The following is a 25478-nucleotide window of genomic DNA, read 5'->3' as shown; positions in this document are numbered from 1 at the left end:
CTCGTTAGTGTTCTTTCAAAACAGCCATTACATCGGCAACAGTATGGAATGAGCCGAAAACAACGATTCTATCATTTTCGGTTGCTTTAGCCAAAGCAGCGCGGTAGGCAGCAGCGACAGTTTCAAAAACATTTACATTGTCGATGCCGTGTTCAGCCAGTTTGGCCTGCAAAGCCTCTATCGTCATGCCGCGCGGTACATCTAAAGGCGCGATATTCCACTCGTCAAACTGGTCTTTAACGATTTCCAGCACGCCATCAATATCTTTGTCGGACAACATACTGAATACAGCAGTACGTTTTTGGGCAAAGGCAAGGTTAATCAGACTGCGGCGCAAAGCACGGGCTGCGTGCGGATTGTGGCCGACATCCAAAACCACCAGCGGACGGCCGGGCAAAACTTGGAAACGTCCAGGATTCTCAACCAACAGCAAACCGCGTTTAATCGCGCCGATATCAACCGGCAATTGTTCGTTCAAACATTCCAACACGGTCAATGCACATGCGGCATTAGACAACTGATAGGCACCGCGCAAAGCAGGAAACGGCAAGGAATTGCGGTTACGGCTTTGGCCGTCTGAAGATTGCGGATGGAAGCGGTAGTTCCACTGTACGCTTTCCATTGACGCAAAATCAAAATCTCGCTGAACCATCAACAGTTTTGCGCCAATTTCTTCTGCGTGTTTGACCAATGATTCAGGCGCAGGATTCTGACCGCATACGGCAGGTTTGCCGCTACGGAACACTCCGGCTTTTTCAAAACCGACCTGCTCGACAGTATCACCCAAAAATGCCTGATGGTCCAAATCCACGCTGGTAACAACCGAGCAGTCGCCATCGAATACGTTCACAGCATCCAATCGTCCGCCCAAACCAACTTCCAAAATCATTACGTCCACATTTTCACGCATGAAAATATCGACGGACGCCAAAGCATTAAACTCAAAATACGTCAGCGAAATTTCGCCGCGCGCCGCTTCGATACGCTCAAATGAGGAAACAATCAATTCATCTGAAACCGGCTGAGTGTTGATGGCGATTCGTTCGTTGTAACGCAGAAGGTGTGGACTGGTCAGCGTACCGACTTTAAAACCGGCTTCTTTATAAATATGCGACAAATAGGCGCATACGGAACCCTTGCCATTTGTACCCGCCACCACGACGACAGGACATTGCGGCACCAAATTCATGCGTTTTTTCACTTCTCCCACGCGTTCCAAGCCCATATCGATAAGGCCGGAACTATGGGCAGTCTCCAAATGAGAAAGCCAGTCTTGTAATGTTTTCATTGTATTTATCGCTTCAAAAGGCCGTCTGAAACAGCCGTTTAATCCATATCTGCCGCAAGTTCTGCTTTGTCTTCTTTTTCACGACACCAGCGCGCCCATACTTTCAGACGGCGGTATGCATCACGGTCGGCCATATCGGGCAAGATGCAGTGTTTGACTATTTTTCCGTCAACATTCCATTGTAAAAACAAAGCATAAACCGTCAACATACTGCTGTCTTGCAAAACCGCGCTTCTTCCCTCTTCCTCGCTATTCAAGTAAACCGTCGCACGGTATTGGCGGTCGATGATAATTTTTCTGACCGCATTTTTAGCGTTAAAATTAACGCTGCGCCAAGCATAGGCAAAACTGCCGGCCAACGCCGCCAAACCCAGCCACATCATCCAGCCGTAAAACTCGGCAAGGCATAAGGACAACGCCGAAAGGTGTAAGAAGACAATCAGAATTTTCAAAGAACGCGAGGGCTTTAAGGCCGTCTGAAAACTTCGCACGGCTTTACATCATATTGTCGAAAACAGGCGTAATGTTCAATTCCGCCTCTTCCATATCCAAAACCATATCGTGGATTTCGGTATCGAAAAATTCCCAAAAAGCCTTCAAGCTCATGTCTTGCGGCCATTTGCTTTTATCAATGTCCCAGCCTGCCAATTCGGCTTCAAAAATCTGCTGGTAGCGTTCGTCAAAATAAGAAATGACGGATTCGGGTTCGTCAAATTGCGGCACGAGGAATACGGAGCAGTTGGTGCGCAGTTGCTCGACGGTCAGGTCGGGCATATTTTCATCGGCGGATTTCAGCCATTCCAAAAAACGGGCGGTCGGCTTTAGCACAACAGCAGTACGGTCAACAAAATACATTATTTTCAACTTTCAAAATCATTCAAACCGATCATGCCGTCTGAAATTTCAGACGGCCCGAGTTTAATGTGTCATCACCTGTTGCAGGAATTGTTTGGCACGCTCGTGTTTCGGATTGGTAAAAAATTCTTCCGGCGTTTCATCTTCCAGAATCTGGCCTTTATCGACAAAAATCACACGGTCGGCGACTTCGCGCGCAAAACCCATTTCATGGGTCACACACATCATGGTCATGCCGCTTTCCGCCAAGTCTTTCATCACTTTCAATACTTCGCCGACCATTTCAGGGTCAAGCGCAGAAGTCGGCTCGTCAAACAACATCACACGCGGCTCCATCGCTAAACCGCGTGCAATCGCGACACGCTGCTGTTGACCGCCGGAAAGCTGACCGGGCAGCGCGTCTTTTTTATGCGCCAAGCCGACACGTTCCAAAAGCTCCATCGCTTTCTTTTCCGCCTCTTCACGGCTTTGGTTTTTCACTTTCATCGGAGAAAGAATAATATTTTCCAAGACAGTCAAATGCGGATACAGATTGAACCCTTGGAACACAAAGCCCACTTCTTCACGCACTTTGTTCAAATCGGTTTTCGGATCGGCAACATTGATGCCGTCCACCCAGATCTCGCCGCTTTCAATGCGCTCGAGTTGGTTTACCGTACGAATCAGCGTAGATTTGCCACTGCCTGAAGGACCGCATACAACGACCACCTCGCCTTGCTTGACTTCCAGATTCACGCCGTTGATAACGTGCAAATCTTTAAAATGTTTGTGTACATTTTTGAATTTAATCATTATTTCTTTCCAAACTGCCAAAATTTTCGGGGATTGAGTTGCGCTTGCCGCTGCCAAAGCAAAGGAATGGCCGTTTCAATCCAAAAGCGGCAACTGACTATGCCACCGGAGATTCCGCCTTTATTGTACCGATTGACTTTAAATTGCTCTTCCCTATCGAGACGATGCCCGGTCAATACCCAAACTGCGCCGATAATTGCTGCTTCAAAACGGTGCCGCTCAGGCGGCATATCCTTACCGGAAAAATACTGCGCCAACTCGCGCCACAAATATGAATCACCCAGAAACCCCCATTGAATAGGAGGTTGCTTAAAAATTGCCATCACTGTTTCAGACGGCCTTTTGAACCAGATAATTGCTCAGCTCCACATATTTCTCCGGCGCGATATGTTCGGCGCGGTCTTGCGGGCTGATGCCGACTGCCTGTAAATCATCATCGCCGGCAAGTTCCTTCAAATTATTGCGTATGGTTTTGCGGCGTTGATGGAAGGCCAGTTTCACCAGTTTGGCAAAATGTTCAAAATCTTCGGCTTTACCGATACGGTGTTTCACCGGAATCATGCGCACGACGGCCGAATCCACCTTCGGCGCAGGATCAAAGGACTCAGGCGGTACTTCAATCAACATTTCCATATCGAAGAAATATTGCAGCATTACGCCCAGACGGCCATAGTCGTTGGTTTTCGGCTGCGCCACCATGCGTTCGACCACTTCTTTTTGCAGCATAAAGTGCATATCGATCACATCGTCTGCCACTTCGCTCAATCGGAACAAAAGCGGTGTGGAAATATTGTACGGCAGGTTGCCGACAATTTTTTTCTTGCCTTCAATGCTGTTAAAATCAAACTGCAATACATCGCCTTCGTGTATCACCAATTTGTCTGCAAACGGCAAGGTTTTCAGACGGCGTACGATGTCACGGTCGATTTCGCAGACATGCAGGCAGTTGAGTTTTTTCGCCAAAGGCTCGGTAATGGCTGCCAAGCCCGGGCCGATTTCAATCACGATATCATCGGGCTGCGGTCTGACCGCGTTGACAATATCGCTAATAATCCGCGTATCCTGCAAAAAATTCTGCCCGAAGCGTTTCCGGGCCTTATGTTCTTTCATATCTTTCTTCAAGCAAGCTGTTTAAGGCAGTATTGTAACTGAAACAAGCGTTTTTGTCGGCACGCTTTCAGTTGGCATTTGCCTAATTTTAAGCAAACGGCGGCGCTTCCAAACCCAAAGATTTCAGTAGTTGCGCGGTCTCATAAACCGGCAAACCCATCACGCCCGTAAAACTACCCTGTAAATGCTCGACAAATACGCCGCCCAAGCCCTGAATCCCATACGCACCGGCTTTGTCCATCGGTTCGCCGCTGGCAACATAGGCTGCAATCTCCTCAGCCGTCAACGTTTTAAAGCGCACTTCGCTCGTCTGCACCACATCATGGCGCACACCTTGCCAATAAACGCATACAGCCGTCAGCACTTGATGCGTCCGTCCCGACAAGCGTTCCAGCATATCGACCGCATCCACCTCGGACTCCGGTTTACCCAAAATAGCCGCACCATCCGCCACCGTCGTATCCGCCGTCAATACAGCAAATTCAGGCTCTTGATCATGAGCTGCAAACCATTGCGCCACCGCCGCCTGATTTTTCTCGCAGGCCATACGGCGCACATACTCTACTGCGGCTTCGCCTTCTTTAGGGGTTTCATCAATATCCGCAGGAAGGCGGTGTACCGTGAAACCCAAATTCTCCAAAATCTCACGACGGCGCGGACTGCCCGAAGCCAGATAAATTGCGTTCATTGTATTGGTTGTCCTTATTTTGAATTTTTATGCTGACCGGACAGGCGGACATAATGCGCAGAGGAATACGTCAAAAATTCCTTTTCCTCATCAGTCAGCGGACGCACTTGTTTCACAGGCGAGCCAACGTATAAAAAACCGCTTTCCAAACGCTTGCGCGGAGGCACCAAACTGCCCGCGCCTATCATCACATCATCTTCGACAACCGTATCATCCAAAATAATCGAGCCCATGCCCACCAACACACGATTCCCAATTCGGCAGCCATGCAGCATAACCTTATGTCCAATCGTCACATCATCGCCGATAATCAAAGGCGAACCGTCAGGCTTCGCCGCATTCTTATGCGACACATGCAAAACGCTGCCGTCCTGCACATTGCTGCGCTTGCCGATAGAAATACTGTTCACATCGCCGCGCAATACAGCATAAGGCCAAATCGATACATCTTCCGCCAGCGACACTTCGCCAATCACTACCGAAGTCTCATCTACAAAACAAGACTCATCAACCGACGGCACATAATCCAAAAACGCACGAATAGGGTTTGCCATTTCCAATATCCTTTTCTCAAAACCAAAACTGATCAGACCGTCTGAAAACACGGCGTAAAACGATTTTATACTACAACAATACGAAATCAAGCCAGAAAATCATCAAAAGGCCGTCTGAAACAGTTTTCAGACGGCCTTTCATCATAAACCCTTTATCTTGGCTTACGGCTCTTTATCATTAGCGCTCCATCTACCTTTTATGGAATAATCGTCTTCATTTGATTGATGGAGAAGCCGATGGACACACGTTCGGGAAATTATGCAGCGCCCCTATTGGTCGTCGGCTGCGTCGTCTTCGGCTTGGGCAGCTTGATCGTCAAATTTGTCGATGTCGGCTCTTACGCCATCGCATTCTGGCGCTTGCTGATTGCCGCCCCTATATTCTTCCTGCTCGGGCGTTTTTTCAGACAAAAAATGCCCACGAAAAGAAAAACGGTCGGCTACGCAATCTTATCCGGCGTTTTCCTCGCATTCGACCTCGCTCTGTGGCATGAAAGCATTCACGCCGTAGGCCCCGGCATTTCCACCTTGCTCAACAGCCTGCAGATTTTCTTTTTAGCCGCCATCGGCTTCTTCTTTTATTCGGAACGTCTAAGCGCCCTGCAAATTTTAAGTTTGATATTGGCCACCATAGGCGTAGCCTTAATCGGCAGCCCAGAATTCGGTCATAACGACAATGCTGCATGGGGATTTGTCAGCGGCGTAGTGTCCGGTGGCATGCTGGCCCTGTCTATGGTTTTCGTAAGCAAAACTCATGAGCAGGAAAAAGTCGGTTTGTTTCCGCTCATGATGATTTTAAGCTTCGGCGGCGCAATGGCGCTGATCATCCCATCTCTACTATTCGATACCGCCAATCTTTACCCTAAAACTTTAAACGATGCGATTCTAGTCTCAATCTACGGCATCGTCATGCAATGCTTCGCTTGGGCATTGATTGCTTACGCCATCCCGCTTTTATCCCTATCGCTGACCGGCCTACTACTGCTCTCCGAACCAGTTGCTGCCATGTTGATCGATTATTTCTGGCTGGATAAACCGATTAACACCGTCCAATGGATCGGTGCCACTTTGACTTTATTGGCGATTTATTTAGGTTCGTTAAAAGACAAAAAATAGATACAAAAAAGGCCGTCTGAAAAATTTCAGACGGCCTTTTAATCTGTTTATTGCTTATTGGATGCTGGTACCGATACGGCTGAGTTCGCCAAAGTTCATCCAAACGAAGAAGGCCTTCCCGACAATCAGTTTATCATCGACAAATCCCCAATAACGGGAGTCGGCACTGTTGTCGCGGTTGTCGCCCATCGCGAAATAACGGCCTTCGGGAACTTTACAGATAAAGCCATTGCCGTCTTCTGCGTATTCGCAATTTTCCAAACCGCTTGTTTCAAGCGAGTAATTGCTTTCAGGCATTACTTCCGAGGTATATTTGTTCAATACGGCAATAGATACGGAAGGCTGACCGGCCTCCTTGACCACGTCAAAGTTTTTGCCGTTCAAGGCCGTCTGAAAACGCTCAAGCGTATGAATCATAGATGGATCGGTATCATCTGCGTATTGATAATTGCCGTTTGGTTTTTCGGGAATAATTTCACCGTTAACAGTCAAAACCTTATCACGATATTCCACAACGTCGCCCGGAATACCGACGATACGTTTGATGTAATTCATCTCAGGCTGAAGTGGGTAATTGAACACCACGACATCGCCTCGTGCAATATTGCCAACAGGGATAATGACCTTATTCAAAATCGGCAGGCGGATACCGTAAGAGAATTTGTTCACCAAGATAAAATCGCCTTTGACCAAGCCCGGACGCATGGAGCTGGACGGAATTTGGAACGGTTCAGCAATAAAGCTGCGCAATACAAAGATAACCAAGATGATGGGAAAAAAGCCGCCCATGTAGTCGGTAAAATGTGCATTGTCTTCGCCGGTTTCACTTTTTTTCAGACGGCCTTTATGGATTGCCCAAACAATACCGGTGAACACGACAAACACCAGCAATACGGCGGTAAAGCTCATAAATTCGGACAAAATGCCGAATACGCCGACCATGCACAAGAGATAACTCCATTGCAGGCCGGAGCTCCATTCGCCGTTTTCCTGACGCTCTTTGCTGCTTTTGAAGTTGAGAACCAAGCCGGCCAGCAGTACAACGATTGCGCCTAAAGTCAGATTTATACTCATTATTTATCACTCACTTGCAGAATCGCCAAGAATGCGCTTTGCGGGATTTCCACATTGCCCACTTGTTTCATGCGGCGCTTACCTGCTTTTTGTTTTTCAAGAAGTTTTTTCTTACGCGTAATATCGCCGCCGTAACATTTCGCCAAAACGTTTTTACGCAGGGCTTTGACGTTTTCGCGGGCGATAATCTGGCTGCCGATGGCGGCTTGGACGGCGATGTCGAACATTTGGCGCGGAATCAGTTCGCGCATTTTTGATGCCAGCTCTCGACCGCGGTGAACGGCGCTTTGACGGTGCACAATCAGGCTCAATGCATCGACTTTTTCGCCGTTGACCATAATGTCGAGCTTAATCAAATCAGACGGTTGGAACTCTTTGAAATGGTAGTCCAACGAAGCATAGCCGCGCGAAGTCGATTTGAGCTTGTCGAAGAAATCCATTACGACTTCGTTCATCGGCAAATCATAAGTCAGCATGACTTGGCGGCCCATGTATTGCATATTGACCTGAACGCCGCGCTTTTGGTTACACAAAGTCATGACGTTGCCGACATATTCCTGCGGCACAAGAATGGTCGCAGTGATAATCGGCTCAAGAATGGTTTCGATAGTGCTAATTTCAGGCAGTTTGGACGGGTTTTCAACTTCGATTTTCTCGCCGTTTTTCAACACGACTTCATAAACCACTGTTGGCGCAGTGGTAATCAAGTCCATGTCGAACTCGCGCTCCAAACGTTCCTGAACGATTTCCAAGTGCAACAGGCCCAAGAAGCCGCAACGGAAGCCGAAGCCCAATGCTTGGGAAACCTCAGGCTCAAATTTCAACGAAGCATCGTTAAGCTGCAATTTTTCCAAAGCATCGCGCAAGGCTTCGTAGTCGTGGCTTTCTACGGGATAAAGTCCTGCAAATACTTGGCTTTGTACTTCTTGGAAGCCGGACAGCGGCTCAGAAGCAGGGTTGGCAACCAAAGTAACCGTATCGCCAACTTTCGCCTGTCCCAATTCTTTCACGCCGGTAATCAAAAAGCCTACTTCTCCGGCTTTGAGTCCTTGTTTTTGAACTGATTTTGGTGTAAATACGCCCAGCTGCTCAACCTGCGTTTCCGCCTTGGTGCTCATAAAGCGTACTTTGTCTTTCAGCTTGATGGTGCCGTTTTTCACACGAATCAACATGACCACGCCGACGTAGTTGTCAAACCACGAATCGACAATAACCGCTTGCAACGGCGCATTTTCATCGCCGGTCGGCGCAGGGATTTTGGCAACGATTTCTTCCAAAACATCTTCCACACCAATGCCGCTTTTTGCAGAACATTGCACTGCACCAATGGCATCAATACCGATAATGTCTTCGATTTCCTGCTCCACGCGCTCGGGTTCTGCGGCAGGCAAGTCGATTTTATTCAAAACAGGCACAACCTCCACGCCCAAATCAATCGCGGTATAGCAGTTCGCCACGGTTTGCGCTTCTACACCTTGAGACGCGTCAACCACCAAAAGCGCGCCTTCACAAGCCGACAGCGAACGTGATACTTCGTAAGAGAAGTCGACGTGTCCTGGAGTATCAATTAGATTGAGCTGATACACCTGCCCGTCACGTGCTTTATAGTTGAGTGCGGCGGTTTGCGCTTTAATAGTAATGCCGCGCTCTTTTTCGATGTCCATGGAATCGAGCACCTGCGTGCTCATTTCGCGCAAATCCAAACCGCCGCAGTATTGGATAAAACGGTCGGCAAGCGTCGATTTACCGTGGTCGATGTGGGCAATAATGGAGAAATTCCGTATGTTTTTCATATTGTTATTAAGATAAATGCAATTAAAGGCTGAAAGGCCGTCTGAAAAAACAGGGATTCGGTTTTCAGACGGCCTTAGAATAAGGTTGAATCGTTCCGTATTCTAACGGAAATTCAACGCTTTTGCATGATTTTATAGCGATTTGACAATCTCGGTCACCATCTTCGCCGAGCTGACGGCCGCCGTTTTCAAAAACTCTTCAAAGCTGATGTCCGCTTTCTCATCTGCCGAATCGGATACGGCACGAATAATCACAAACGGCACTTCCAACTGGTGACAGGTCTGCGCAATCGCCGCAGCTTCCATTTCTACTGCTTTGACTTCTGGGAAATGACTGCGAATTTCTGTGACACCTTCGCTGCTGTGTACAAAACGGTCGCCACTGACAATCAGACCTTGCGTTACGGCTGCACCTTCAAACACTTGAGCTGCCTTTTCTGCTTGGCGAATCAAGTTTTCATCCGATGCAAACACCGCAGGAAGTTGCGGTACTTGTCCCCAAACATAACCAAAAGCCGTTACATCAACATCATGATGCGCCATAGTTTCGCCGATGACCACATCGCCAACCTTCAGCCCTTTGCCCAAACCGCCTGCACTGCCGGTATTGATGACACAATCCGGTGCAAACTGATGAATGACCCAAGAAGTCGAAACCGCTGCATTAACCTTACCGATACCACTCAAAACCAATACCATGCGTTTTCCGGCCAATTCGCCTTCATATGCCGAGAATTTACCGAAGGACACATGCTTGACATTGGCCATGCTTTCACGCAAAAGCTCAATTTCCTGCTCCATTGCGCCGACCACGGCAATTGTTTGTACTGACATCTCGTTACCACCTTTCCATTCACTAATCGGGCAACATTATAACAGCAGAATTTAAAATCACAGGGATACTGAAAAATCTGCTATATTCCCAGCACGACACTCAATTTAAAACAGATAGCCACTCTAGTGGGCAAAACAGCAAATAATGATTGCTTCTGTTATAATTATTTTCAATAAAATAACTTAATATTAACTATCTGAATTCTTATGTTTGACGAAAATACTCCGGGCGCAAAAGAAGAATTGTTCGCTTGGCTACGCCATATGAGCAAATACAAAGGCTCCGACCTTTTCATTACCACCAACTTCCCGCCGGCCATGAAAGTGGACGGCAAAATCATACGGCTGACCGATGAGCCGTTAAGCGCTGAAAAATGTATGGAAATCGCTTTTTCGATTATGTCTTCCAAACAGATCGAAGAATTTTCTTCCACCAACGAATGCAACTTCGCCATCAGCCTGCCCGATACCAGCCGCTTCCGTGTCAATGCAATGGTTCAACGCGGTGCAACTGCTTTGGTATTCCGCTCCATTACCAGCAATATCCCTAAATTTGAAACGCTCAATCTGCCACCGATTCTGAAAGACATTGCCCTCAGAAAACGCGGCCTGATTATTTTTGTCGGCGGTACAGGTTCGGGCAAGTCCACTTCCCTCGCCTCCCTTATCGACTATCGAAACGAAAACAGCTTCGACCACATTATTACCATCGAAGACCCGATTGAGTTTATCCACCAACACAAAAACTGCATCATCACCCAACGTGAAATCGGTGTAGATACAGAAAATTGGCCGATTGCATTGAAAAATACCCTGCGCCAAGCACCGGATGTTATCTTGATTGGTGAAATCCGCGACCGCGAGACCATGGACTACGCCATTTCCTTCGCGGAAACCGGCCATTTGTGTATGGCGACACTGCACGCCAACAGTACCAACCAAGCGCTGGACCGCATCATCAACTTCTTCCCCGAAGAGCGCCGTAACCAGTTGCTAACCGATTTATCGCTCAACCTGCAAGCCTTTATTTCGCAACGCCTGATTCCCCGTGAAGGCGGACGGGGACGCGTAGCGGCTGTCGAGGTTTTGCTCAATTCGCCCATTATTGCCGACTTGATTCGAAAAGGTGAAGTCCACAACATCAAAGAAATGATGAAAAAATCAACCGGCATGGGCATGATTACTTTTGACCAAGCCTTATATGATTTGTATGAAAACGGCGATATCAGCTATCAAGACGCCATTAAAAATGCCGACTCCGCCCATGACTTGCGCTTAGACATTCAATTACGAAGCCGTCGTGCGCAAAATGCCGGTCCGGATTTAGAATTGATTTAACAACTTCACAGCATAAAAAAGGCCGTCTGAAACCTCATTATGAGTTTCAGACGGCCTTTATTCCATCAAATAATCAAGCCTGTTTCAATTTTGCATCGGCATCACGCAATGCAGTACGCAGACCTTCCTCGATAACCGGATGGTAGAACGGCATATCCAGCATTTGCGGAATCGTCATCTTCATTTGATGCGCCCAAGCCATCAAGTGTGCCAAATGTTCGGCAGCAGGGCCGACAACTTCCGCACCAATGAAACGGCCGGTCGCTTTCTCAGCATACAAACGCATATGACCTTTGTTTACCAACATAACGCGGCTGCGGCCTTGGTTTCGGAAGGAAACTTCGCCGATTACAAACTCATCAGGCTGATATTTCGCCGCAACTTGCGCGTATTTCAAGCCGATAGTGGCAATTTGCGGACTGGTGAATACCACGCCGATTACGCTACGGCGCAAGCCGCCCTCAATATTCGGGAAAATAGCGGCATTGTGACCGGCAATTTTGCCTTGGTCGGAAGCTTCATGCAGCAGAGGCAATTGATTGGACGCATCGCCGGCGATAAAGATATGCGGAATGCTGGTTTGCATGGTCAGCGGATCGGCAACAGGCACACCACGCGCATCTTTTTCGATATTCAGGTTTTCCAAACCGATATTGTCCACATTTGGACGGCGGCCGACGGCAGCCAAAGCATATTCGGCATGGAACACACCTTTTTCGCCATCTTGTTCCCAATGAACTTCAACATTGCCTTCTGCGTCCAATTTGACTTCGGTTTTGGCGTCCAAATGCAAAGTCAGCTCTTCGCCAAAAACAGCTTTGGCTTCTTCAGCAACAACAGGGTCGGAAATACCGCCGATGGCTCCGCCTACGCCGAAAATCTCAACTTTCACGCCCAAACGGTGCAAAGCCTGACCCAACTCTAAGCCGATAACGCCGGGGCCGAACACGGCTACGCTTTTAGGCAAAGTATCCCAAGAGAAAACATCATCGTTCACAATCAAGCGATCGCCCAAAACTTCCCACTGAGGGAAAATCACAGGGCGCGAACCTGTGGCAATCACAAAACTTTTTGCAGTAATTTGAGTGTGGTCATCGATTTGGACGGTGTGTTCGTCAACAAATTTTGCCGTACCCATAATGCGCTTGTCGGCAGGCCACTCTTCTACATCGCTGACTACAAAACCGACGAAACGGTCGCGTTCGGATTTAACGCGTTGCATGACTTCTTCGCCGTTGACGACGATGCTGTCTTTATCCAAATGCACGCCAAACGGATCGGTATGCAGAGCATGATGGCGCGCTTCCGCAGCTGCAATCAGCAATTTGGACGGCATACAGCCGACACGCGCACAAGTTGTTCCGAATACATTGTTTTCAATCAGGTAAACATTGTCTGTATGAAGTCGGGCATTGCGAAATGCACCCATACCGGCTGTACCGCCACCCAGTACTACCACATCTGCTTGAATTTTTTTCATATTTTATCCTTACTGTCTATATCCAAACCGATATTGCCATCAGGTTATCCGTTTTCAGACGGCCTAAACTTCATAAACTATCAAAATTTAAAAATCAATAGCAAATATCTAAATATCGATTTAAAACAATAATCTCAAATTCTACTTGTAAATATAGAGTTATTCAGAACGCCGATTTGCAAACGTCGTCTGAATAACTCTATATTTGGTCTTTCAGCCGGCCTTTTCAAGCCGTCTCAAGCATACAGGCAATTAGTTTTTAGCCAAGTAAGCTTCCAAGTCTTCGCTACCGCCGATGTATTTACCGCCGATGAATACTTGAGGAGCAGTCATCTTGCCGGTAATAGCGCGTACGGAAGTAACAGTTGCATCTTTGCCCAATACTATTTCTTCGTAAGACAAGCCTTTGTCTTGCAGAGCTTTTTTAGCTTTAGCACAGAACTGGCAGCCAGGTTTGGTGAAGATGGCAACAGACTCTTGAGCTTTCCAGTCAGGAGCAATGTATTTCAACATAGTGTCAGCGTCAGACACTTTGAAAGGATCGCCTGGTTCTTCAGGTTCGATAAACATTTTTTCAACCACGCCGTCGTTAACCAGCATGGAGTAACGCCAAGAGCGTTTACCGAAGCCCAAGTCTTCTTTGTCAACCAACATGCCCATGCCTTCAGTGAATTCACCGTTGCCATCAGGGATCATGTAGATGTTGTCGGCTTCTTCTTCAGCAGCCCAAGCGTTCATTACGAAAGTGTCGTTTACAGATACGCAGTAGATTGCGTCAACACCGTTTTCTTTGAACGCACCAAACAATTCGTTGTAGCGTGGCAGGTGAGAAGAAGAGCAAGTTGGAGTAAATGCGCCAGGCAGAGAGAACACGACTACTTTTTTGCCTTTGAACAAATCATCAGTAGAAACATCTTTCCAAGTGTCGCCGACACGAGTGCGGAATACTACGGAAGGTACTTTTTGACCGGTACGATCTTGCAAAGCCATTTTTAAGCTCCTTAAAAATTCGGGTTTGAGAAATGAATCAATGCTTGCATTCTAATGCAGGCCTATCGATTTGTATAATTTATAGTTCAAATAATATTAATTACATCAAACTATCAATTCAATTAAACCGAAAACAGCTGTTTCTTTAAATGAAGGCTGTCTGAAATAAAACAAGTACCTGACTGAAATTATTTTTTAGGTAAGGGCTGAACGGGCGAATCCGAAGCCACAATTTCGCCGATGGCTGTTTCCGCAATATCCTTCAAAGCATAGCGGTCTTTATCCGGCATATCTGTCGGTTTGTATTGAGGCGAGAAATCCAAACGGATACGGATTTTCTTCATCGAAACAATACGCCATAAAGATTGAAACAGGTTTACCTCCGCATAGGATGGCAAATCCGTCCGTTGTCCTTCGCCATCATAATAGCGTAAGGTTACCGCCTGAATCGGCGCTTTCGCATCAATAGCCGATTGAAACAGGGCTGCTTTAAACGGCAAAATACCCAAGCCGGAAGAAGTGCGCGCCTCGGGGAAAAAACTTACATTCTGCCCTGCTTTCAATGCCGCACAAATCGCCTGATTAATCGGCTCGACATCACGGCGGGAATTGCGGTTGATAAACACCGTACCGGCATTTTTACCCATTTTCCCCAAAACCGGCCAACCGCTGATTTCCTGTTTAGCAATAAAACTGCTCGGATAAACGGCACTCATGGCAAAAATATCCAACCAAGACACATGGTTGGCCACCACCAAAGTACCGCTCACATTTCCTTGAGGCGGTACGCCGATTTCCAATTCAATATCCAAAGCGTCCAACGCACCTTTTCCCAAAACAACCACAGCGTGATTGCGTTCCTCTGCATTATTGCCATCGATGGCACGCAAATCCCGGCCGGTTCTGAATAACCAAGTTGCCAAACGGCAAAGTCGGCTCAGACGTTTAAAAAAAGGAGCTTTTTGTTTAGACATAAAATTTCTTCTGTATTGTGTTCATTATTTTCAGACGGCCTCTGACATTTAAGGCCGTCTGAAACTATTTCTGGCAATTTGGACAATAAAATGTTCCACGCTGCCCCAAAGTTTCTTTAAAAATCAACCCACCACATTGGACACAAGGCTCATTGTGGCGGCCATAGACCGTATATTCCTGCTGGAAATAGCCGCTTTTGCCATCGCTATTGACAAAGTCCCGCAGCGTACTACCGCCCGTTTCAATCGCCCTCAGCAGAATCGCTTTAATGGTTTCCACCAATGATGCGCATTCTTTCTTGGTCAGCTTATTTGCCGGACGCAATGGCGAAATACCTGCCTTAAACAGACTTTCATTCGCATAAATATTGCCAACGCCAACCACCACCGCATTATCCATCAGCGCCAATTTGACCGCACGCTTCTGCGTTTTCAATTTCTGATACAGGTAATTTGCATCAAAATCGTCCGAGAGCGGCTCCGGCCCCAGTTTTTCCAACAGCGGATGATGCTCGGCAATACCCTCATACCACAATACCGCACCAAATTTACGCGGGTCGTGATAACGCAATACGGTACCGTCATTAAATACAAAATCCAAATGATCATGTTTATCCGGCGTGGCGATACGCTCATCATCGGCGGTAAAAATCCGCAAACTGCCGGACATACCCAAATGAATAAGTAAAATACCCGTTTCAAAAGTAATAATCAAATACTTCGCACGCCGACTGCATGCCAAAACTTTGCGCCCGGCCAAAATTTGCGCCAAGTTTGGATGAATAAGCCATCTCAATTTAAACTGGCGAATAATGACTTTTTCTATCTTCTTGCCATCAATATGAGGCGCGATTCCGCGTAAAGTCGTTTCCACTTCAGGTAATTCAGGCATCGTTCTTCTCCAAATTCATCATTAATATACAGGCCGTCTGAAAACTATTCGGCCAAACGTGCCGTACTTAAAGCAACCGTATTGCCATCAAATGCAGATTCCAATTCAGGCAAAGGATGGACACCAATCAAATGTTTCGTTAACACCATCCCATAAACCGCTGCACACTGCGGCCACCACCTATCCCCTGCCTTTTCCATAAACCGCCAAAACTTCAAAGCAGAAGGCGAATTCACAGCAGGCAGATAATCCATAAACTGCCCATATTCTATTTCAAAACCAATATCCGCAATTTTTCGTTTCAACTCAGCCAGAGCCAAGCATTGAGATTTTAAAGGCAGCTTTTCCCCATCAAACCACGAGCTCAATCCCCACAAAGATTTAGGGTTGAACCCCGTCAAAATCAACCTGCCTTCAGGTTTTAATATCCTAAACGCCTCTTGCAACACCAAATCTGCAGATGAAACTTCCAAAAGATGAGGCATCAATAACACATCCACGGAATGCGTTTCAAATGCCAACATTTCAGCATCCATCCATACATCGCGAGGCACCACAATCATATTTTCAGACGGCCTCTGCCATATACCGCCCAATTGAACCGCCACCTGCCTATTCAAATACTGCAAATGCTGTCTGAAAAAATCCGCCTCTTTTTGAGCGAGATATTGTCCCATTGGCATTTGCATAAAAAAAGTTTCCATTAAATGCTCCCCTATGCATCCCGACTTGTGTGACAGAATTTTAACACCACAGCCACATCACACAAGCAAATTCCCTGCTCGACTTGACGTTTAAATGCTGAAACGATACTATCAAAAAGACGAAATTTTATTATATATTTGATAACTTTATTTACTATGGCAAAACTAAAAACCATCGCTCTGACCGTTTCAAGCCTGTCGGCGGTTTCCGCCACAGCCTATGCGCAAAACGCTACGCCCAACCAAGTCGGCATGGCCATGATGCGCCTCAACTCCGCCCTGCTCGACCAAGCCAAAGCACAAACCTTCGGTTCCGGTAGCTTATGGGCATCGTTGCGTAAAGACTTCCGCATCAACGAAGTCAACACAGAACTGGTTCGCCGCCATGAAAACAAATTTGCTGCAAACAGCGCATATTTCGACCGCACCATCTCCCGCAGCAAACCTTATATGTACCATATTGCCAATGAAGTTAAAAAACGCAATATGCCCGCCGAAATTGCTTTGTTGCCTTTCATTGAAAGCGCATTCGTAACCAAAGCCAAATCACACGTCGGCGCATCCGGCCTATGGCAATTTATGCCGGCTACCGGCCGCCACTTCGGCTTGGAAAAAACACCTTTGTATGACGGCCGCCACGATATTTACGCCGCTACCGATGCTGCATTGAACTACCTGCAATACTTGCACGGTATGTTCGGCGACTGGTCTTTGGCCCTTGCCGCTTACAACTGGGGTGAAGGTAACGTCGGTCGCGCCGTAAACCGTGCCCGCGCGCAAGGTTTGGAGCCGACATACGAAAACCTGCGTATGCCGAACGAAACACGCAACTACGTTCCAAAACTCTTGGCTGTCCGTAATATCGTTGCCAATCCGCAAACCTTCGGTATGAATATCAGCGAAATCAGCAATCAGCCGTATTTCAAATCTGTCAGCATCGACAAACCTATCGATAACAGCACAATCGCTCGCTTTGCAAACATCAGCGAAAGCGAACTGTTGGCACTCAACCCAGGTTTCAATGCCCCGGTATTTATCCCTAAAAACAACCGTCGTCTGTTGTTGCCGGTTTCTGCGGTTTCTGCATTTGAAAAGAACTACCGCAATGCCAATCCAGATACCCTGATGTCTTGGGATATCTATACTTCTTTGGGCAATAAAAAACTGAATGCCATCGCCAACGATACCGGCATGAGCGTAGCCGAACTCAAACGCCTCAATGGCCTGAGCGGTAGCGCCATTTCTGAAGGCCGCAGCATTTTGGTGGCTAAAAACTCAGCTACCCAAAATCAAGACATTATTAACTTTATCGACAAAGACAATACTCCGGATACTTACCAATCCAATATGCCGGCTATGTCTCCAATTATTGCTTCAAGCGTAGCAGAACCGGTTAAAGTCGCTCAAAATACCGTGACCAATATTGTTGCTCCTGTTGTTCCACAGTCCAGCAAACCGGTTGACTTTATTGCACGCAGCAAAACTGAAAACGTTACTTCCGTAGCGGTAACAGAAACTAAAGCACAACCTCAAGTTGCAAATGCGGAAGTAGCCGCCCCTATTGTAGCCATGACCCATACTACTGCTGAGCCTGCTGCCACAAATGTTGCAGAAGCACCAAAAGCAGCTATCCCTGCCGACTTGACTGCACCGACTGTTGCCGCAAACGATGTAGCCCCTACTCCAGCAGTTGAATCTGTTGCTGTTGCTCCGGTTCAAGAAGAGCATGATGACCTGATGGCTTTGGTACAAAGCCAACCTGCGGAGGAACCTGCAGCGACTGTTGCTGAAGCGACTTCTGAAGCCAAACAAGTTCAAACTGTTGTTACTGCTGAAAACGCTCGTACAGAACGTATCGCAGCCAATACCGCTAAACAACAACAACGCATCAATGCACGTCTTGCTCGTGTAAATGGCCAACAAAACACACAAACCGCTGCACTTACAGCAGGCACACACCGTGTGGCAGATGGCGATACATTGTTTAACATCTCCAAACGCTATAACCTGAGCGTAGCCGATTTGATTATTGCCAACAACATCAAAGGCAACAATATCAAAAAAGGCCAAATCCTCCGTGTTACAGCTGCTCCGGCAAAAGTCCGCAGCAACCCGGTTCAAAACGTTTCCTACACTGTACGCAAAGGCGATACCCTGAACACCATCGCCAGCCGTTTCAATGTTGATATTAACGATATCCGCCGTTGGAACCGCAATACACGTACGGTGACCCCTGGTCAACGTTTGAAACTGATTGGTAGCTAATACTTGCTTCAAAACAAAGGCCGTCTGAAATATTCAGACGGCCTTTTTCTTTATGATAAATAATAAATTCAATTTTTGATAACAAAATAGTCATCTCTTCAAGACATAAACATCTATGCAATAACTACCACATAGAAAAAAGAGTATGCAAAAACACACTCTTTCTCAAACAAATTGCCATCAAATTTTACTCTTAACAGCTGCATTCAAACATATAAATCCTGTATAAACATCACTATGCCGGTGAAAAAGCATCACAGAAGAAGGCATCTTCCGGTAAAGCACATTTTTGAGTCAGCAAACTTTGCGCACTCTCCGTCATGGCTGGTGACCCGCAAGCATAAACTTCATATTGACTCAAATCAGGATAATTTTGTGCGGCAATATTTTGCACGTACCCATTCTCCCCTTTCCAATCGGAATCAGGCTTAGAAAGAACAGGCGAGAATTTCGCATTTTTCAGACGGCCTATTAATGCTTCTGCTTCTTCCAATGCGTACAAATCTTCCTGCTGACGTGCCCCCCAGTAAAAATGAACCTGACGTTCGCTATTCTGACGAATCAAATCAAGCAAAATACTGCGAATAGGGGCATAACCTGTACCGGTTGCCAACAAAACAATCGGTTTATCGCTGTCCTTTTGCAAAGTAAACGTACCCAATGGGCCTTTAACGCGGACAATGCCTTTTTCTTTGATTTTAGGCTCGGCACCAAAAATCATTTCTGAGCATATGCCGTTTTCACGTTTGCGGATATGCAATTCCAAAATGCCTTCTTGATCAGGCGAATTGGCGATTGAATAGCTGCGGCTGATATTGCTGGGAAGCAGCAAATCAATATATTGTCCGGCATAAAATGCAAATGACGGCGCTTTAGGCAAAGCCAATCGCAACAAAGCAACATCATGTTTGATTTCAATCGTTTCAATGCGTACAGGCAAAGTGCGCACCGGCAAAGCATTCGGATTAAACCCCGGCACATTGATTTTGAGGTCGCTCTTCGCGGTAGTGCAACACAATAACACTTTGCCCTGCGCTTTTTCTTCTTCACTGATGGCTTTATCAATATGCTTGCCCATTTCAAATTCGCCACTCATCAACTCGGCCTTACATTGTCCGCAGGCGCCACTTTTACAAGAATGAGGCAAATTTAAATTCTGACGGGTCGCGGCAGCAAGAACGGTTTCATCCTCGTTTGCCGTAAATGTGATTTCATCTGATAAGGTAATAGTATGTGTCATGGCATTTAGAATAATTTTAGAATCAAAAATAAAGGCCGTCTGAAAAATAAGACCTATTTTTCAGACGGCCTGTCCTATCTATCAAGCTAATTTAGCTTTAATCAACTCTTGAACTTGAGCCGGATTAGCCTTGCCTTTACTTGCTTTCATCACTTGGCCGACAATCGCATTCAGGGCTTTCTCATTACCGGAACGGAATTGCTCAATGGCTTTCGCATTATTTGCCAACACTTCATCCACCATCGCTTCAATTGCACCAGTGTCAGTAATTTGTTGCAAACCATGTTTCTCGATGATTTCTGCAATACCTGCTTCAGGCTCGGCCCACATTGCTTCAAAAGCTTTTTTCGCCAGTTTGCTGCTTAATGTTCCATCTGCAACTTTAGCAACCAACTCGGCAAGGCGTGGAGCTGTAATAGGGCTTTCAGCCAATTCCAAGCCTTCTTTGTTCAAGGTGGCGGCAAGCTCGCCGTTCATCCAGTTCGCCGTTAATTTACCTTGGCCGCAAGCCTTGGCTGCTTCTTCAAAATAGGCAGCTTGAGCACGGCTGGCAGTTAACAGGCGCGCATCATAGTCAGACACGCCGTAATCGGCAACAAAACGCGCCGCCATTTCATGCGGCAATTCAGGCATTTGCTCTTTGGCTTTTTGCAACTGGCCGTCTGAAATAATGACCGGCAGCAAATCCGGATCTGGGAAATAGCGGTAATCGTGCGCATCTTCTTTCAAACGCATCACACGGGTTTCGCCTTTTTCAGGGTCAAACAACATGGTTGCCTGCTGTACTTTACCGCCGTCTTCCAAGATTTCAATTTGCGCTTCCACTTCATAATTGATGGCTTGTTCCAAGAAGCGGAAAGAGTTGAGATTTTTAATTTCACGGCGCGTACCGAACTCTGCCTGACCTTTTGGACGTACAGAAACGTTGGCATCGACACGGAACGAGCCTTCCGCCATATTGCCGTCGCAAATATCCAGCCAAGTCACCAAACCGTGCAATGCTTTAGCGTATGCCACGGCTTCGGCTGCAGAACGCATTTCAGGCTCGGAGACAACTTCCAACAAAGGCGTACCGGCACGGTTCAAGTCGATACCGGTAGCACCGTTCAAACCTTCATGTACGGATTTACCCGCATCTTCTTCCATGTGCGCACGGGTAACATTGATGGTTTTAACCTCATCGCCTACTACGATTTCCAGCTTGCCGTGCTCAACAATCGGCAAATCCAACTGGCTGATTTGATAACCTTTCGGCAAATCAGGATAAAAATAGTTTTTACGGTCGAACACGTTTTTCTGATTAATTTTCGCATCCAAAGCCAAACCGAGTTTGATGGCTTTTTCGACGACTTCGCGGTTCATTACCGGCAATACGCCCGGCAACGCACACTCAACCACGCTGGCGTGGGCATTAGGCTCGGCACCGAATGCAGTGGATGCGCCGCTGAAGATTTTGGATTGGGTGTTGAGTTGGACGTGGATTTCCAGTCCGATTACGGTTTCCCAAGTCATAAGGGTCTTTCTGTCGAAAAAAAGTTAATCGGTTAAATGAGTGATTCGTTTTTCAGACGGCCTGAATAAAAAACATAATAGGCCGTCTGTAAGATAAGTTTATTTCCTGCGGCGTTGGAAACCGGGCAGTTGCCAATGGAAACGGTATGCAGTCAGGCGAAACAACAATCCGCCAGCAAAGAGCAGGTTTAACGTAAAGATATTAATCCAGCCCAAATGCCCGAACAGATAAATCAGTCCGCCAATCAAAATGGCTACGCTGCCGTAAAGGTCGGTGCGCAAAATCATCGGCACATCATTGACCAAAATATCGCGCGCAATACCGCCACCAACGGCAGTCACAAAAGCCAAAGAAATAACGCCAAACAGATTAAGCTGCAAGGCCATACCGATTTGTGCACCGGTAATGCTGAACGCTGCCAAACCGATGGCATCGGCAATAATAAAAGCAGCGGCCAAATAGGTGCTGCGATAACGTTGCACCCTTATTAACCATGCGATGGCAAGCGTAGCAAACACAACAATCAGCGCATCGGTTTGCAAAAACACTTGCGGAATCCGGCCAACCAAGCCATCGCGTATCATGCCGCCGCCGACAGCCGTCAGTAACGCAGTAATGACGACACCGAGCACATCCAACCGCTTGTTGTAGCCGACCAAATAGCCTGAAATGGCAAACGCAGCTGTCCCAATGATTTGAATGAAGTCGGTGGCTGTCATGTTTTTAAATATCTACAATATGCAGCACCTCAATACATTCAGGCGCTTTTATATGGTTTATTTTCAGACGGCCTTGAATCATCAAGGCCCTAAAACATTATTCCGGCGCTTTGGTGTGCCAATCGCTGTTCAGCTGAACTTGATGTGCGGCACCCAAAATTTTGGCTTCGGAGAAATAGTTGCCGATAAATTGCACACCAACCGGCAGGCCGTTTGCGCTGAAACCGGCAGGCAGAGTCAGTGCAGGCAAACCGGCAAGATTCACGGCGATGGTGTAAATATCGGACAAGTACATTTGGACAGGGTCGTGGATGTCGCTACCGAGTTTCGGCGCGGCAGTCGGCGCAGTCGGCGCAAGAATAAAATCACATTGACCAAAGGCCGTCTGAAAATCATTGGCAACCAGACGACGCAGTTTTTGCGCTTTCAGATAATAAGCATCATAGTAACCATGACTCAATACATAAGTACCAATCATGATACGGCGTTTGACCTCGCCACCGAAACCTTCGGCACGAGTATTGCTGTACATTTCTTCCAAATCGCCAAATTGTGCTGCACGGTGGCCATAACGTACGCCATCGAAACGGGACAAGTTGGTACTTGCTTCCGCAGAGGCGAGAACGTAATAAGCAGGAATCGACAATGATGTTTGCGGCAGGGAAACTTCAACAGTCTCTGCGCCTTGGGCTTTGAGCAAATCGATAACGCTTTGTAAGGCCGTCTGAACATCGGCATCTGCGCCTTCGCCGAAATATTCTTTAGGCAAACCGATTTTCAAACCTTTGAGCGGCTTGTCCAAATCACGGGTGTAGTCTTCTTTGTCGCGCTCCAAACTGGTGGAATCGCGCTCGTCAAAGCTGGCCATGGCGTTCAACAAAATCGCACAGTCTTCGGCCGTTTGCGCCATAGGGCCGGCTTGGTCAAAGCTGGAAGCATAAGCAACCATACCGAAACGTGAAACCGTACCGTAAGTCGGCTTGATGCCGGTAATACCGCAATGCGACGCTGGCTGGCGGATAGAACCGCCGGTATCCGAACCCAAGGCAACAGGCGCCAAACGCGCTGCAATCACGGCAGCCGAACCGCCTGACGAACCACCGGGAACATGTTCAAGGTTCCACGGGTTTTTGGTTGCGCCGTAGAATGAAGTCTCATTGGTCGAACCCATGGCAAATTCGTCCATATTGGTACGGCCAAGAGTGACCATGCCGACATCCAACAGGTTTTGCACCACAGTGGCAGTATAAGGAGAAACAAAGTTATCCAACATTTTGGAGCTGCATGCACTGCGCCAACCTGTTTGGCAGAAAATATCTTTGTAAGCAACCGGTACACCGGTCAAAGCCGTTGCATTACCGGCTGCTATACGCACATCGGCTGCTTTGGCCTCAGCAAGGGTCTTATCTTGGTCGATGGTAACATAGCCGTTGATGGCAGGGTTTTTCGCAGCAATAGCGGCCAAATATTCGTTCGCCAATTCGACTGCGGAAATTTGTTTGGATTGCAGCAGGCTGCTGGCTTGTTTGAGCGTGTAAGCGGTCATTGTGCCGTACTTTCTATAAAACAGTTTTTGCTTTCAAAACAGATATTGAAAACATCCGTTTAAATCAATAAATCGGGCCGTCTGAACAGAATATCCTTTCAGACGGCCTTGCAATAGGGGCTTGCCGATAAGCAAAGGCCGTCTGAAACCTTATTCTTCAATCACTTGAGGAACGATATACAGGCGGTTGCGCACTTCTGGGGCAACAGCCTGATATTCGGCAGTGTGATCGGTTTCAGTCACTTTATCTTCGCGCAGGCGCAAAGCGGCTTCGTACGGATGCGCCATAGGTTCGATGCCGTCGGTATTGACGCTTTGCATGTTTTCAACCATGGCGAAAATGTCGTTCAACTCGGCAAGCGTTTTATTTTTTTCTTCGTCCGTTAAAGTGAGGCGCGAGAGTTTTGCGATTTTTTCCACATCATTTAAGCTTAAAGCCATAAAAAATCCTTGTCTGATAGCAATGCCTCTTGGGTTTGGGGTATCATTGCATTTCGTCTTCTATGAAGCGAAGAATTATAACCGAAAACCAAACAGGTTGGCATGGTGTTTTGATTCAGACGGCCTTTTAAGGGCGCATTTATCCGTCTAAAACCGTGTACCTGTTTTTCTTATTTTAAATAATGCTAAACACATCCGGGCTGGGCCGGAATTTCAGGAATCCTATGTTTCGTCTTTTATCTCGTTTCCTCTCTAATGATATTGCCATCGACTTGGGTACGGTCAACACGCTGATTTTTGTACGCGGCAAAGGGATTGTTTTGGATGAGCCGTCTATGGTTGCGATTCAATCCGGCGCAGGCAATAAAAGTAAAATTATGGCTGTGGGTACGGAAGCCAAAAAAATGCAGGGTCGTGCGCCGCGCAATATTGAAATCGTCCGCCCGATGAGAGACGGTGTAATTGCCGATTTTGTGATTACTGAGCGTATGCTGGGTATGTTGATTAAAAAAGCCACCGAAGGACAATCTTTGGTTCCGCCTCGTGTGGTTATCTGTGTTCCGGGCGGCTCTACCCAAGTGGAACGTAAAGCGATTTTGGACTCTGCGTTTGCTGCCGGCGCGGCAAGTGTACATTTGATTGAAGAACCGATGGCCGCCGCTTTGGGTGCGGGTTTACCGATTGAAGATGCTGCAGGTTCGATGATTGTCGATATCGGCGGCGGTACGACTGAAATCGGTATTCTTTCACTGGGCGGCATGGCCTATTCTGCTTCTGTCCGCGCAGCCGGCGATGAATTCGATAAAAGCATCATCCATTACCTGCGCCGTCATCGCGGTGTCTTGATTGGTGAAGCTACAGCCGAAGAATTGAAGAAACAAATCGGCTCGGCCTCGGGCTTTGAAACCGAAACAGCCATGCGCATTAAAGGCCGCGATCTGGCCGAAGGCACGCCTAAATCCTTGGCGGTTACTTCAAATGAAATTCGTGAAGCATTGAGTGAAACGGTAAATCAAATCATCCGTGCCGTCCGTCTGGCTTTGGAACAGGCTCCTCCCGAACTGGCCGGCGACATTGCCGACCGCGGCATTATGCTGACCGGCGGTGGTGCGCTTCTGCACGGTATTGATACCGTCTTAGCCGATGCAACCGGCCTGCCCGTCGGTATTGCCGATCAGCCTCTAAACTGCGTCGCCTATGGTGCCGGTAAGGCTTTGGACTATATCGGCAAATGGGATACCGTATTTACGGAAAACCCATAAGGTAAATGGT

At 47.3% G+C, this 25478-nt stretch carries 25 protein-coding genes; 4 read left to right on the top strand and 21 right to left on the bottom strand.

Annotation, left to right across the window (positions count from 1 at the left end):
* Positions 1–4: 4 nt before the first annotated feature.
* The 8 genes from folC to DBY95_RS00950 all read right to left on the bottom strand — a co-directional run bounded on the left by folC (position 5) and on the right by DBY95_RS00950 (position 5287).
* Positions 5–1288 (bottom strand): bifunctional tetrahydrofolate synthase/dihydrofolate synthase, encoded by a 1284-nt coding sequence (gene folC, locus DBY95_RS00985; RefSeq protein ID WP_107723066.1) that lies wholly within the window; start codon positions 1286–1288, stop codon positions 5–7.
* 38 nt (positions 1289–1326) lie between these two features.
* Positions 1327–1779 (bottom strand): protein YgfX, encoded by a 453-nt coding sequence (locus DBY95_RS00980; protein WP_107723065.1) that lies wholly within the window; start codon positions 1777–1779, stop codon positions 1327–1329.
* Between the two features lie 4 nt (positions 1780–1783).
* Positions 1784–2143 carry a hypothetical protein gene (locus DBY95_RS00975; protein ID WP_003747228.1) on the bottom strand — a complete coding sequence of 120 codons (360 nt, stop codon included), beginning with the start codon at positions 2141–2143 and terminating at the stop codon, positions 1784–1786.
* Between the two features lie 63 nt (positions 2144–2206).
* Entirely contained in the window at positions 2207–2935 is a 729-nt protein-coding gene (locus DBY95_RS00970; RefSeq protein ID WP_003747231.1) for an amino acid ABC transporter ATP-binding protein, read from the bottom strand.
* Complete coding sequence (locus tag DBY95_RS00965) at positions 2935–3258, bottom strand: hypothetical protein (RefSeq protein ID WP_107723064.1); 324 nt, start codon at positions 3256–3258, stop codon at positions 2935–2937. The genes DBY95_RS00970 and DBY95_RS00965 overlap by 1 nt, the downstream gene beginning before the upstream one ends.
* A gap of 7 nt (positions 3259–3265) precedes the next feature.
* Positions 3266–4045, bottom strand: a complete 780-nt coding sequence (gene rsmA / locus DBY95_RS00960; protein WP_107723063.1) for a 16S rRNA (adenine(1518)-N(6)/adenine(1519)-N(6))-dimethyltransferase RsmA — start codon at positions 4043–4045, stop codon at positions 3266–3268.
* An 88-nt stretch (positions 4046–4133) separates the two neighbouring features.
* Positions 4134–4733, bottom strand: coding sequence for a Maf family protein (locus tag DBY95_RS00955; RefSeq protein ID WP_107723062.1), 600 nt, complete (start codon positions 4731–4733; stop codon positions 4134–4136).
* Positions 4734–4747: 14 nt separating this feature from the next.
* A complete protein-coding gene (locus tag DBY95_RS00950; protein WP_107723061.1) occupies positions 4748–5287 on the bottom strand; it encodes a gamma carbonic anhydrase family protein in 540 nt (179 codons plus the stop codon).
* Between the two features lie 237 nt (positions 5288–5524).
* Here DBY95_RS00950 and DBY95_RS00945 point away from each other — a divergent pair, with 237 nt between their 5' ends.
* Complete coding sequence (locus DBY95_RS00945) at positions 5525–6403, top strand: DMT family transporter (protein WP_107723060.1); 879 nt, start codon at positions 5525–5527, stop codon at positions 6401–6403.
* Positions 6404–6457: 54 nt separating this feature from the next.
* Here the strand turns inward: DBY95_RS00945 and lepB are convergent, their stop codons facing one another.
* The 3 genes from lepB to DBY95_RS00930 form a co-directional block, all read right to left on the bottom strand.
* Positions 6458–7477: a signal peptidase I gene (gene lepB, locus DBY95_RS00940; RefSeq protein WP_049322907.1), complete on the bottom strand. Its 1020-nt coding sequence runs from the start codon at positions 7475–7477 to the stop codon at positions 6458–6460.
* Positions 7477–9270, bottom strand: a complete 1794-nt coding sequence (gene lepA / locus DBY95_RS00935) for a translation elongation factor 4 (RefSeq protein ID WP_107723059.1) — start codon at positions 9268–9270, stop codon at positions 7477–7479. The genes lepB and lepA overlap by 1 nt, the downstream gene beginning before the upstream one ends.
* A 132-nt stretch (positions 9271–9402) precedes the next feature.
* Positions 9403–10104, bottom strand: a complete 702-nt coding sequence (locus DBY95_RS00930) for a 5'-methylthioadenosine/adenosylhomocysteine nucleosidase (protein ID WP_107723058.1) — start codon at positions 10102–10104, stop codon at positions 9403–9405.
* A gap of 207 nt (positions 10105–10311) precedes the next feature.
* Here DBY95_RS00930 and DBY95_RS00925 point away from each other — a divergent pair, with 207 nt between their 5' ends.
* Entirely contained in the window at positions 10312–11442 is a 1131-nt protein-coding gene (locus DBY95_RS00925; RefSeq protein WP_107723057.1) for a PilT/PilU family type 4a pilus ATPase, read from the top strand.
* 73 nt (positions 11443–11515) lie between these two features.
* Here the strand turns inward: DBY95_RS00925 and DBY95_RS00920 are convergent, their stop codons facing one another.
* The 5 genes from DBY95_RS00920 to DBY95_RS00900 all read right to left on the bottom strand — a co-directional run bounded on the left by DBY95_RS00920 (position 11516) and on the right by DBY95_RS00900 (position 16482).
* Positions 11516–12922, bottom strand: a complete 1407-nt coding sequence (locus DBY95_RS00920) for a dihydrolipoyl dehydrogenase (protein WP_107723056.1) — start codon at positions 12920–12922, stop codon at positions 11516–11518.
* Between the two features lie 252 nt (positions 12923–13174).
* Complete coding sequence (locus DBY95_RS00915) at positions 13175–13912, bottom strand: redoxin family protein (RefSeq protein WP_101755088.1); 738 nt, start codon at positions 13910–13912, stop codon at positions 13175–13177.
* 188 nt (positions 13913–14100) lie between these two features.
* Complete coding sequence (locus tag DBY95_RS00910; RefSeq protein WP_107723055.1) at positions 14101–14886, bottom strand: 1-acylglycerol-3-phosphate O-acyltransferase; 786 nt, start codon at positions 14884–14886, stop codon at positions 14101–14103.
* 64 nt (positions 14887–14950) lie between these two features.
* Complete coding sequence (gene mutM, locus DBY95_RS00905) at positions 14951–15778, bottom strand: DNA-formamidopyrimidine glycosylase (protein ID WP_107723054.1); 828 nt, start codon at positions 15776–15778, stop codon at positions 14951–14953.
* Positions 15779–15822: 44 nt separating this feature from the next.
* Positions 15823–16482 carry a class I SAM-dependent methyltransferase gene (locus DBY95_RS00900; RefSeq protein WP_107723053.1) on the bottom strand — a complete coding sequence of 220 codons (660 nt, stop codon included), beginning with the start codon at positions 16480–16482 and terminating at the stop codon, positions 15823–15825.
* Positions 16483–16638: 156 nt separating this feature from the next.
* Between DBY95_RS00900 and DBY95_RS00895 the strand changes: the two genes are divergently transcribed.
* Positions 16639–18747, top strand: coding sequence for a LysM peptidoglycan-binding domain-containing protein (locus DBY95_RS00895; protein WP_107723052.1), 2109 nt, complete (start codon positions 16639–16641; stop codon positions 18745–18747).
* Positions 18748–18982: 235 nt separating this feature from the next.
* Here DBY95_RS00895 and DBY95_RS00890 read toward each other — a convergent pair whose 3' ends face one another.
* The 5 genes from DBY95_RS00890 to gatC all read right to left on the bottom strand — a co-directional run bounded on the left by DBY95_RS00890 (position 18983) and on the right by gatC (position 24206).
* A complete protein-coding gene (locus DBY95_RS00890) occupies positions 18983–19987 on the bottom strand; it encodes an FAD-binding oxidoreductase (RefSeq protein WP_107723051.1) in 1005 nt (334 codons plus the stop codon).
* Positions 19988–20068: 81 nt separating this feature from the next.
* A complete protein-coding gene (gatB, locus tag DBY95_RS00885; RefSeq protein ID WP_003685244.1) occupies positions 20069–21499 on the bottom strand; it encodes an Asp-tRNA(Asn)/Glu-tRNA(Gln) amidotransferase subunit GatB in 1431 nt (476 codons plus the stop codon).
* A gap of 99 nt (positions 21500–21598) precedes the next feature.
* Positions 21599–22219, bottom strand: coding sequence for a trimeric intracellular cation channel family protein (locus tag DBY95_RS00880; RefSeq protein ID WP_049331484.1), 621 nt, complete (start codon positions 22217–22219; stop codon positions 21599–21601).
* A gap of 97 nt (positions 22220–22316) precedes the next feature.
* Complete coding sequence (gene gatA, locus DBY95_RS00875) at positions 22317–23765, bottom strand: Asp-tRNA(Asn)/Glu-tRNA(Gln) amidotransferase subunit GatA (protein ID WP_107723050.1); 1449 nt, start codon at positions 23763–23765, stop codon at positions 22317–22319.
* A 150-nt stretch (positions 23766–23915) separates the two neighbouring features.
* On the bottom strand, positions 23916–24206 hold the full coding sequence (gene gatC, locus DBY95_RS00870; protein ID WP_107723049.1) for an Asp-tRNA(Asn)/Glu-tRNA(Gln) amidotransferase subunit GatC: 291 nt from the start codon (positions 24204–24206) through the stop codon (positions 23916–23918).
* Positions 24207–24430: 224 nt separating this feature from the next.
* Here gatC and DBY95_RS00865 point away from each other — a divergent pair, with 224 nt between their 5' ends.
* Positions 24431–25468 (top strand): rod shape-determining protein, encoded by a 1038-nt coding sequence (locus tag DBY95_RS00865; protein WP_107723048.1) that lies wholly within the window; start codon positions 24431–24433, stop codon positions 25466–25468.
* Positions 25469–25478 lie beyond the last annotated feature (10 nt).

This window comes from Neisseria subflava, assembly GCF_003044935.1.
GTDB lineage: Bacteria > Pseudomonadota > Gammaproteobacteria > Burkholderiales > Neisseriaceae > Neisseria > Neisseria subflava_E.
This window is presented reverse-complemented; position numbering and strand designations above follow the sequence as displayed.

What these genes read in the sequence shown, in the direction of transcription:
- rsmA (WP_107723063.1), bottom strand. Translation starts at nt 4,045, where the DNA reads ATGAAAGAACATAAGGCCCGGAAACGCTTCGGGCAGAATTTTTTGCAG.
- folC (WP_107723066.1), bottom strand. Translation starts at nt 1,288, where the DNA reads ATGAAAACATTACAAGACTGGCTTTCTCATTTGGAGACTGCCCATAGT.
- DBY95_RS00955 (WP_107723062.1), bottom strand. Translation starts at nt 4,733, where the DNA reads ATGAACGCAATTTATCTGGCTTCGGGCAGTCCGCGCCGTCGTGAGATT.
- DBY95_RS00950 (WP_107723061.1), bottom strand. Translation starts at nt 5,287, where the DNA reads ATGGCAAACCCTATTCGTGCGTTTTTGGATTATGTGCCGTCGGTTGAT.
- DBY95_RS00945 (WP_107723060.1), top strand. Translation starts at nt 5,525, where the DNA reads ATGGACACACGTTCGGGAAATTATGCAGCGCCCCTATTGGTCGTCGGC.
- gatA (WP_107723050.1), bottom strand. Translation starts at nt 23,765, where the DNA reads ATGACCGCTTACACGCTCAAACAAGCCAGCAGCCTGCTGCAATCCAAA.
- gatB (WP_003685244.1), bottom strand. Translation starts at nt 21,499, where the DNA reads ATGACTTGGGAAACCGTAATCGGACTGGAAATCCACGTCCAACTCAAC.
- lepB (WP_049322907.1), bottom strand. Translation starts at nt 7,477, where the DNA reads ATGAGTATAAATCTGACTTTAGGCGCAATCGTTGTACTGCTGGCCGGC.
- DBY95_RS00865 (WP_107723048.1), top strand. Translation starts at nt 24,431, where the DNA reads ATGTTTCGTCTTTTATCTCGTTTCCTCTCTAATGATATTGCCATCGAC.
- gatC (WP_107723049.1), bottom strand. Translation starts at nt 24,206, where the DNA reads ATGGCTTTAAGCTTAAATGATGTGGAAAAAATCGCAAAACTCTCGCGC.
- DBY95_RS00895 (WP_107723052.1), top strand. Translation starts at nt 16,639, where the DNA reads ATGGCAAAACTAAAAACCATCGCTCTGACCGTTTCAAGCCTGTCGGCG.
- DBY95_RS00975 (WP_003747228.1), bottom strand. Translation starts at nt 2,143, where the DNA reads ATGTATTTTGTTGACCGTACTGCTGTTGTGCTAAAGCCGACCGCCCGT.
- DBY95_RS00880 (WP_049331484.1), bottom strand. Translation starts at nt 22,219, where the DNA reads ATGACAGCCACCGACTTCATTCAAATCATTGGGACAGCTGCGTTTGCC.
- DBY95_RS00965 (WP_107723064.1), bottom strand. Translation starts at nt 3,258, where the DNA reads ATGGCAATTTTTAAGCAACCTCCTATTCAATGGGGGTTTCTGGGTGAT.
- DBY95_RS00920 (WP_107723056.1), bottom strand. Translation starts at nt 12,922, where the DNA reads ATGAAAAAAATTCAAGCAGATGTGGTAGTACTGGGTGGCGGTACAGCC.
- lepA (WP_107723059.1), bottom strand. Translation starts at nt 9,270, where the DNA reads ATGAAAAACATACGGAATTTCTCCATTATTGCCCACATCGACCACGGT.
- DBY95_RS00900 (WP_107723053.1), bottom strand. Translation starts at nt 16,482, where the DNA reads ATGGAAACTTTTTTTATGCAAATGCCAATGGGACAATATCTCGCTCAA.
- DBY95_RS00970 (WP_003747231.1), bottom strand. Translation starts at nt 2,935, where the DNA reads ATGATTAAATTCAAAAATGTACACAAACATTTTAAAGATTTGCACGTT.
- DBY95_RS00915 (WP_101755088.1), bottom strand. Translation starts at nt 13,912, where the DNA reads ATGGCTTTGCAAGATCGTACCGGTCAAAAAGTACCTTCCGTAGTATTC.
- DBY95_RS00910 (WP_107723055.1), bottom strand. Translation starts at nt 14,886, where the DNA reads ATGTCTAAACAAAAAGCTCCTTTTTTTAAACGTCTGAGCCGACTTTGC.
- DBY95_RS00930 (WP_107723058.1), bottom strand. Translation starts at nt 10,104, where the DNA reads ATGTCAGTACAAACAATTGCCGTGGTCGGCGCAATGGAGCAGGAAATT.
- mutM (WP_107723054.1), bottom strand. Translation starts at nt 15,778, where the DNA reads ATGCCTGAATTACCTGAAGTGGAAACGACTTTACGCGGAATCGCGCCT.
- DBY95_RS00925 (WP_107723057.1), top strand. Translation starts at nt 10,312, where the DNA reads ATGTTTGACGAAAATACTCCGGGCGCAAAAGAAGAATTGTTCGCTTGG.
- DBY95_RS00890 (WP_107723051.1), bottom strand. Translation starts at nt 19,987, where the DNA reads ATGACACATACTATTACCTTATCAGATGAAATCACATTTACGGCAAAC.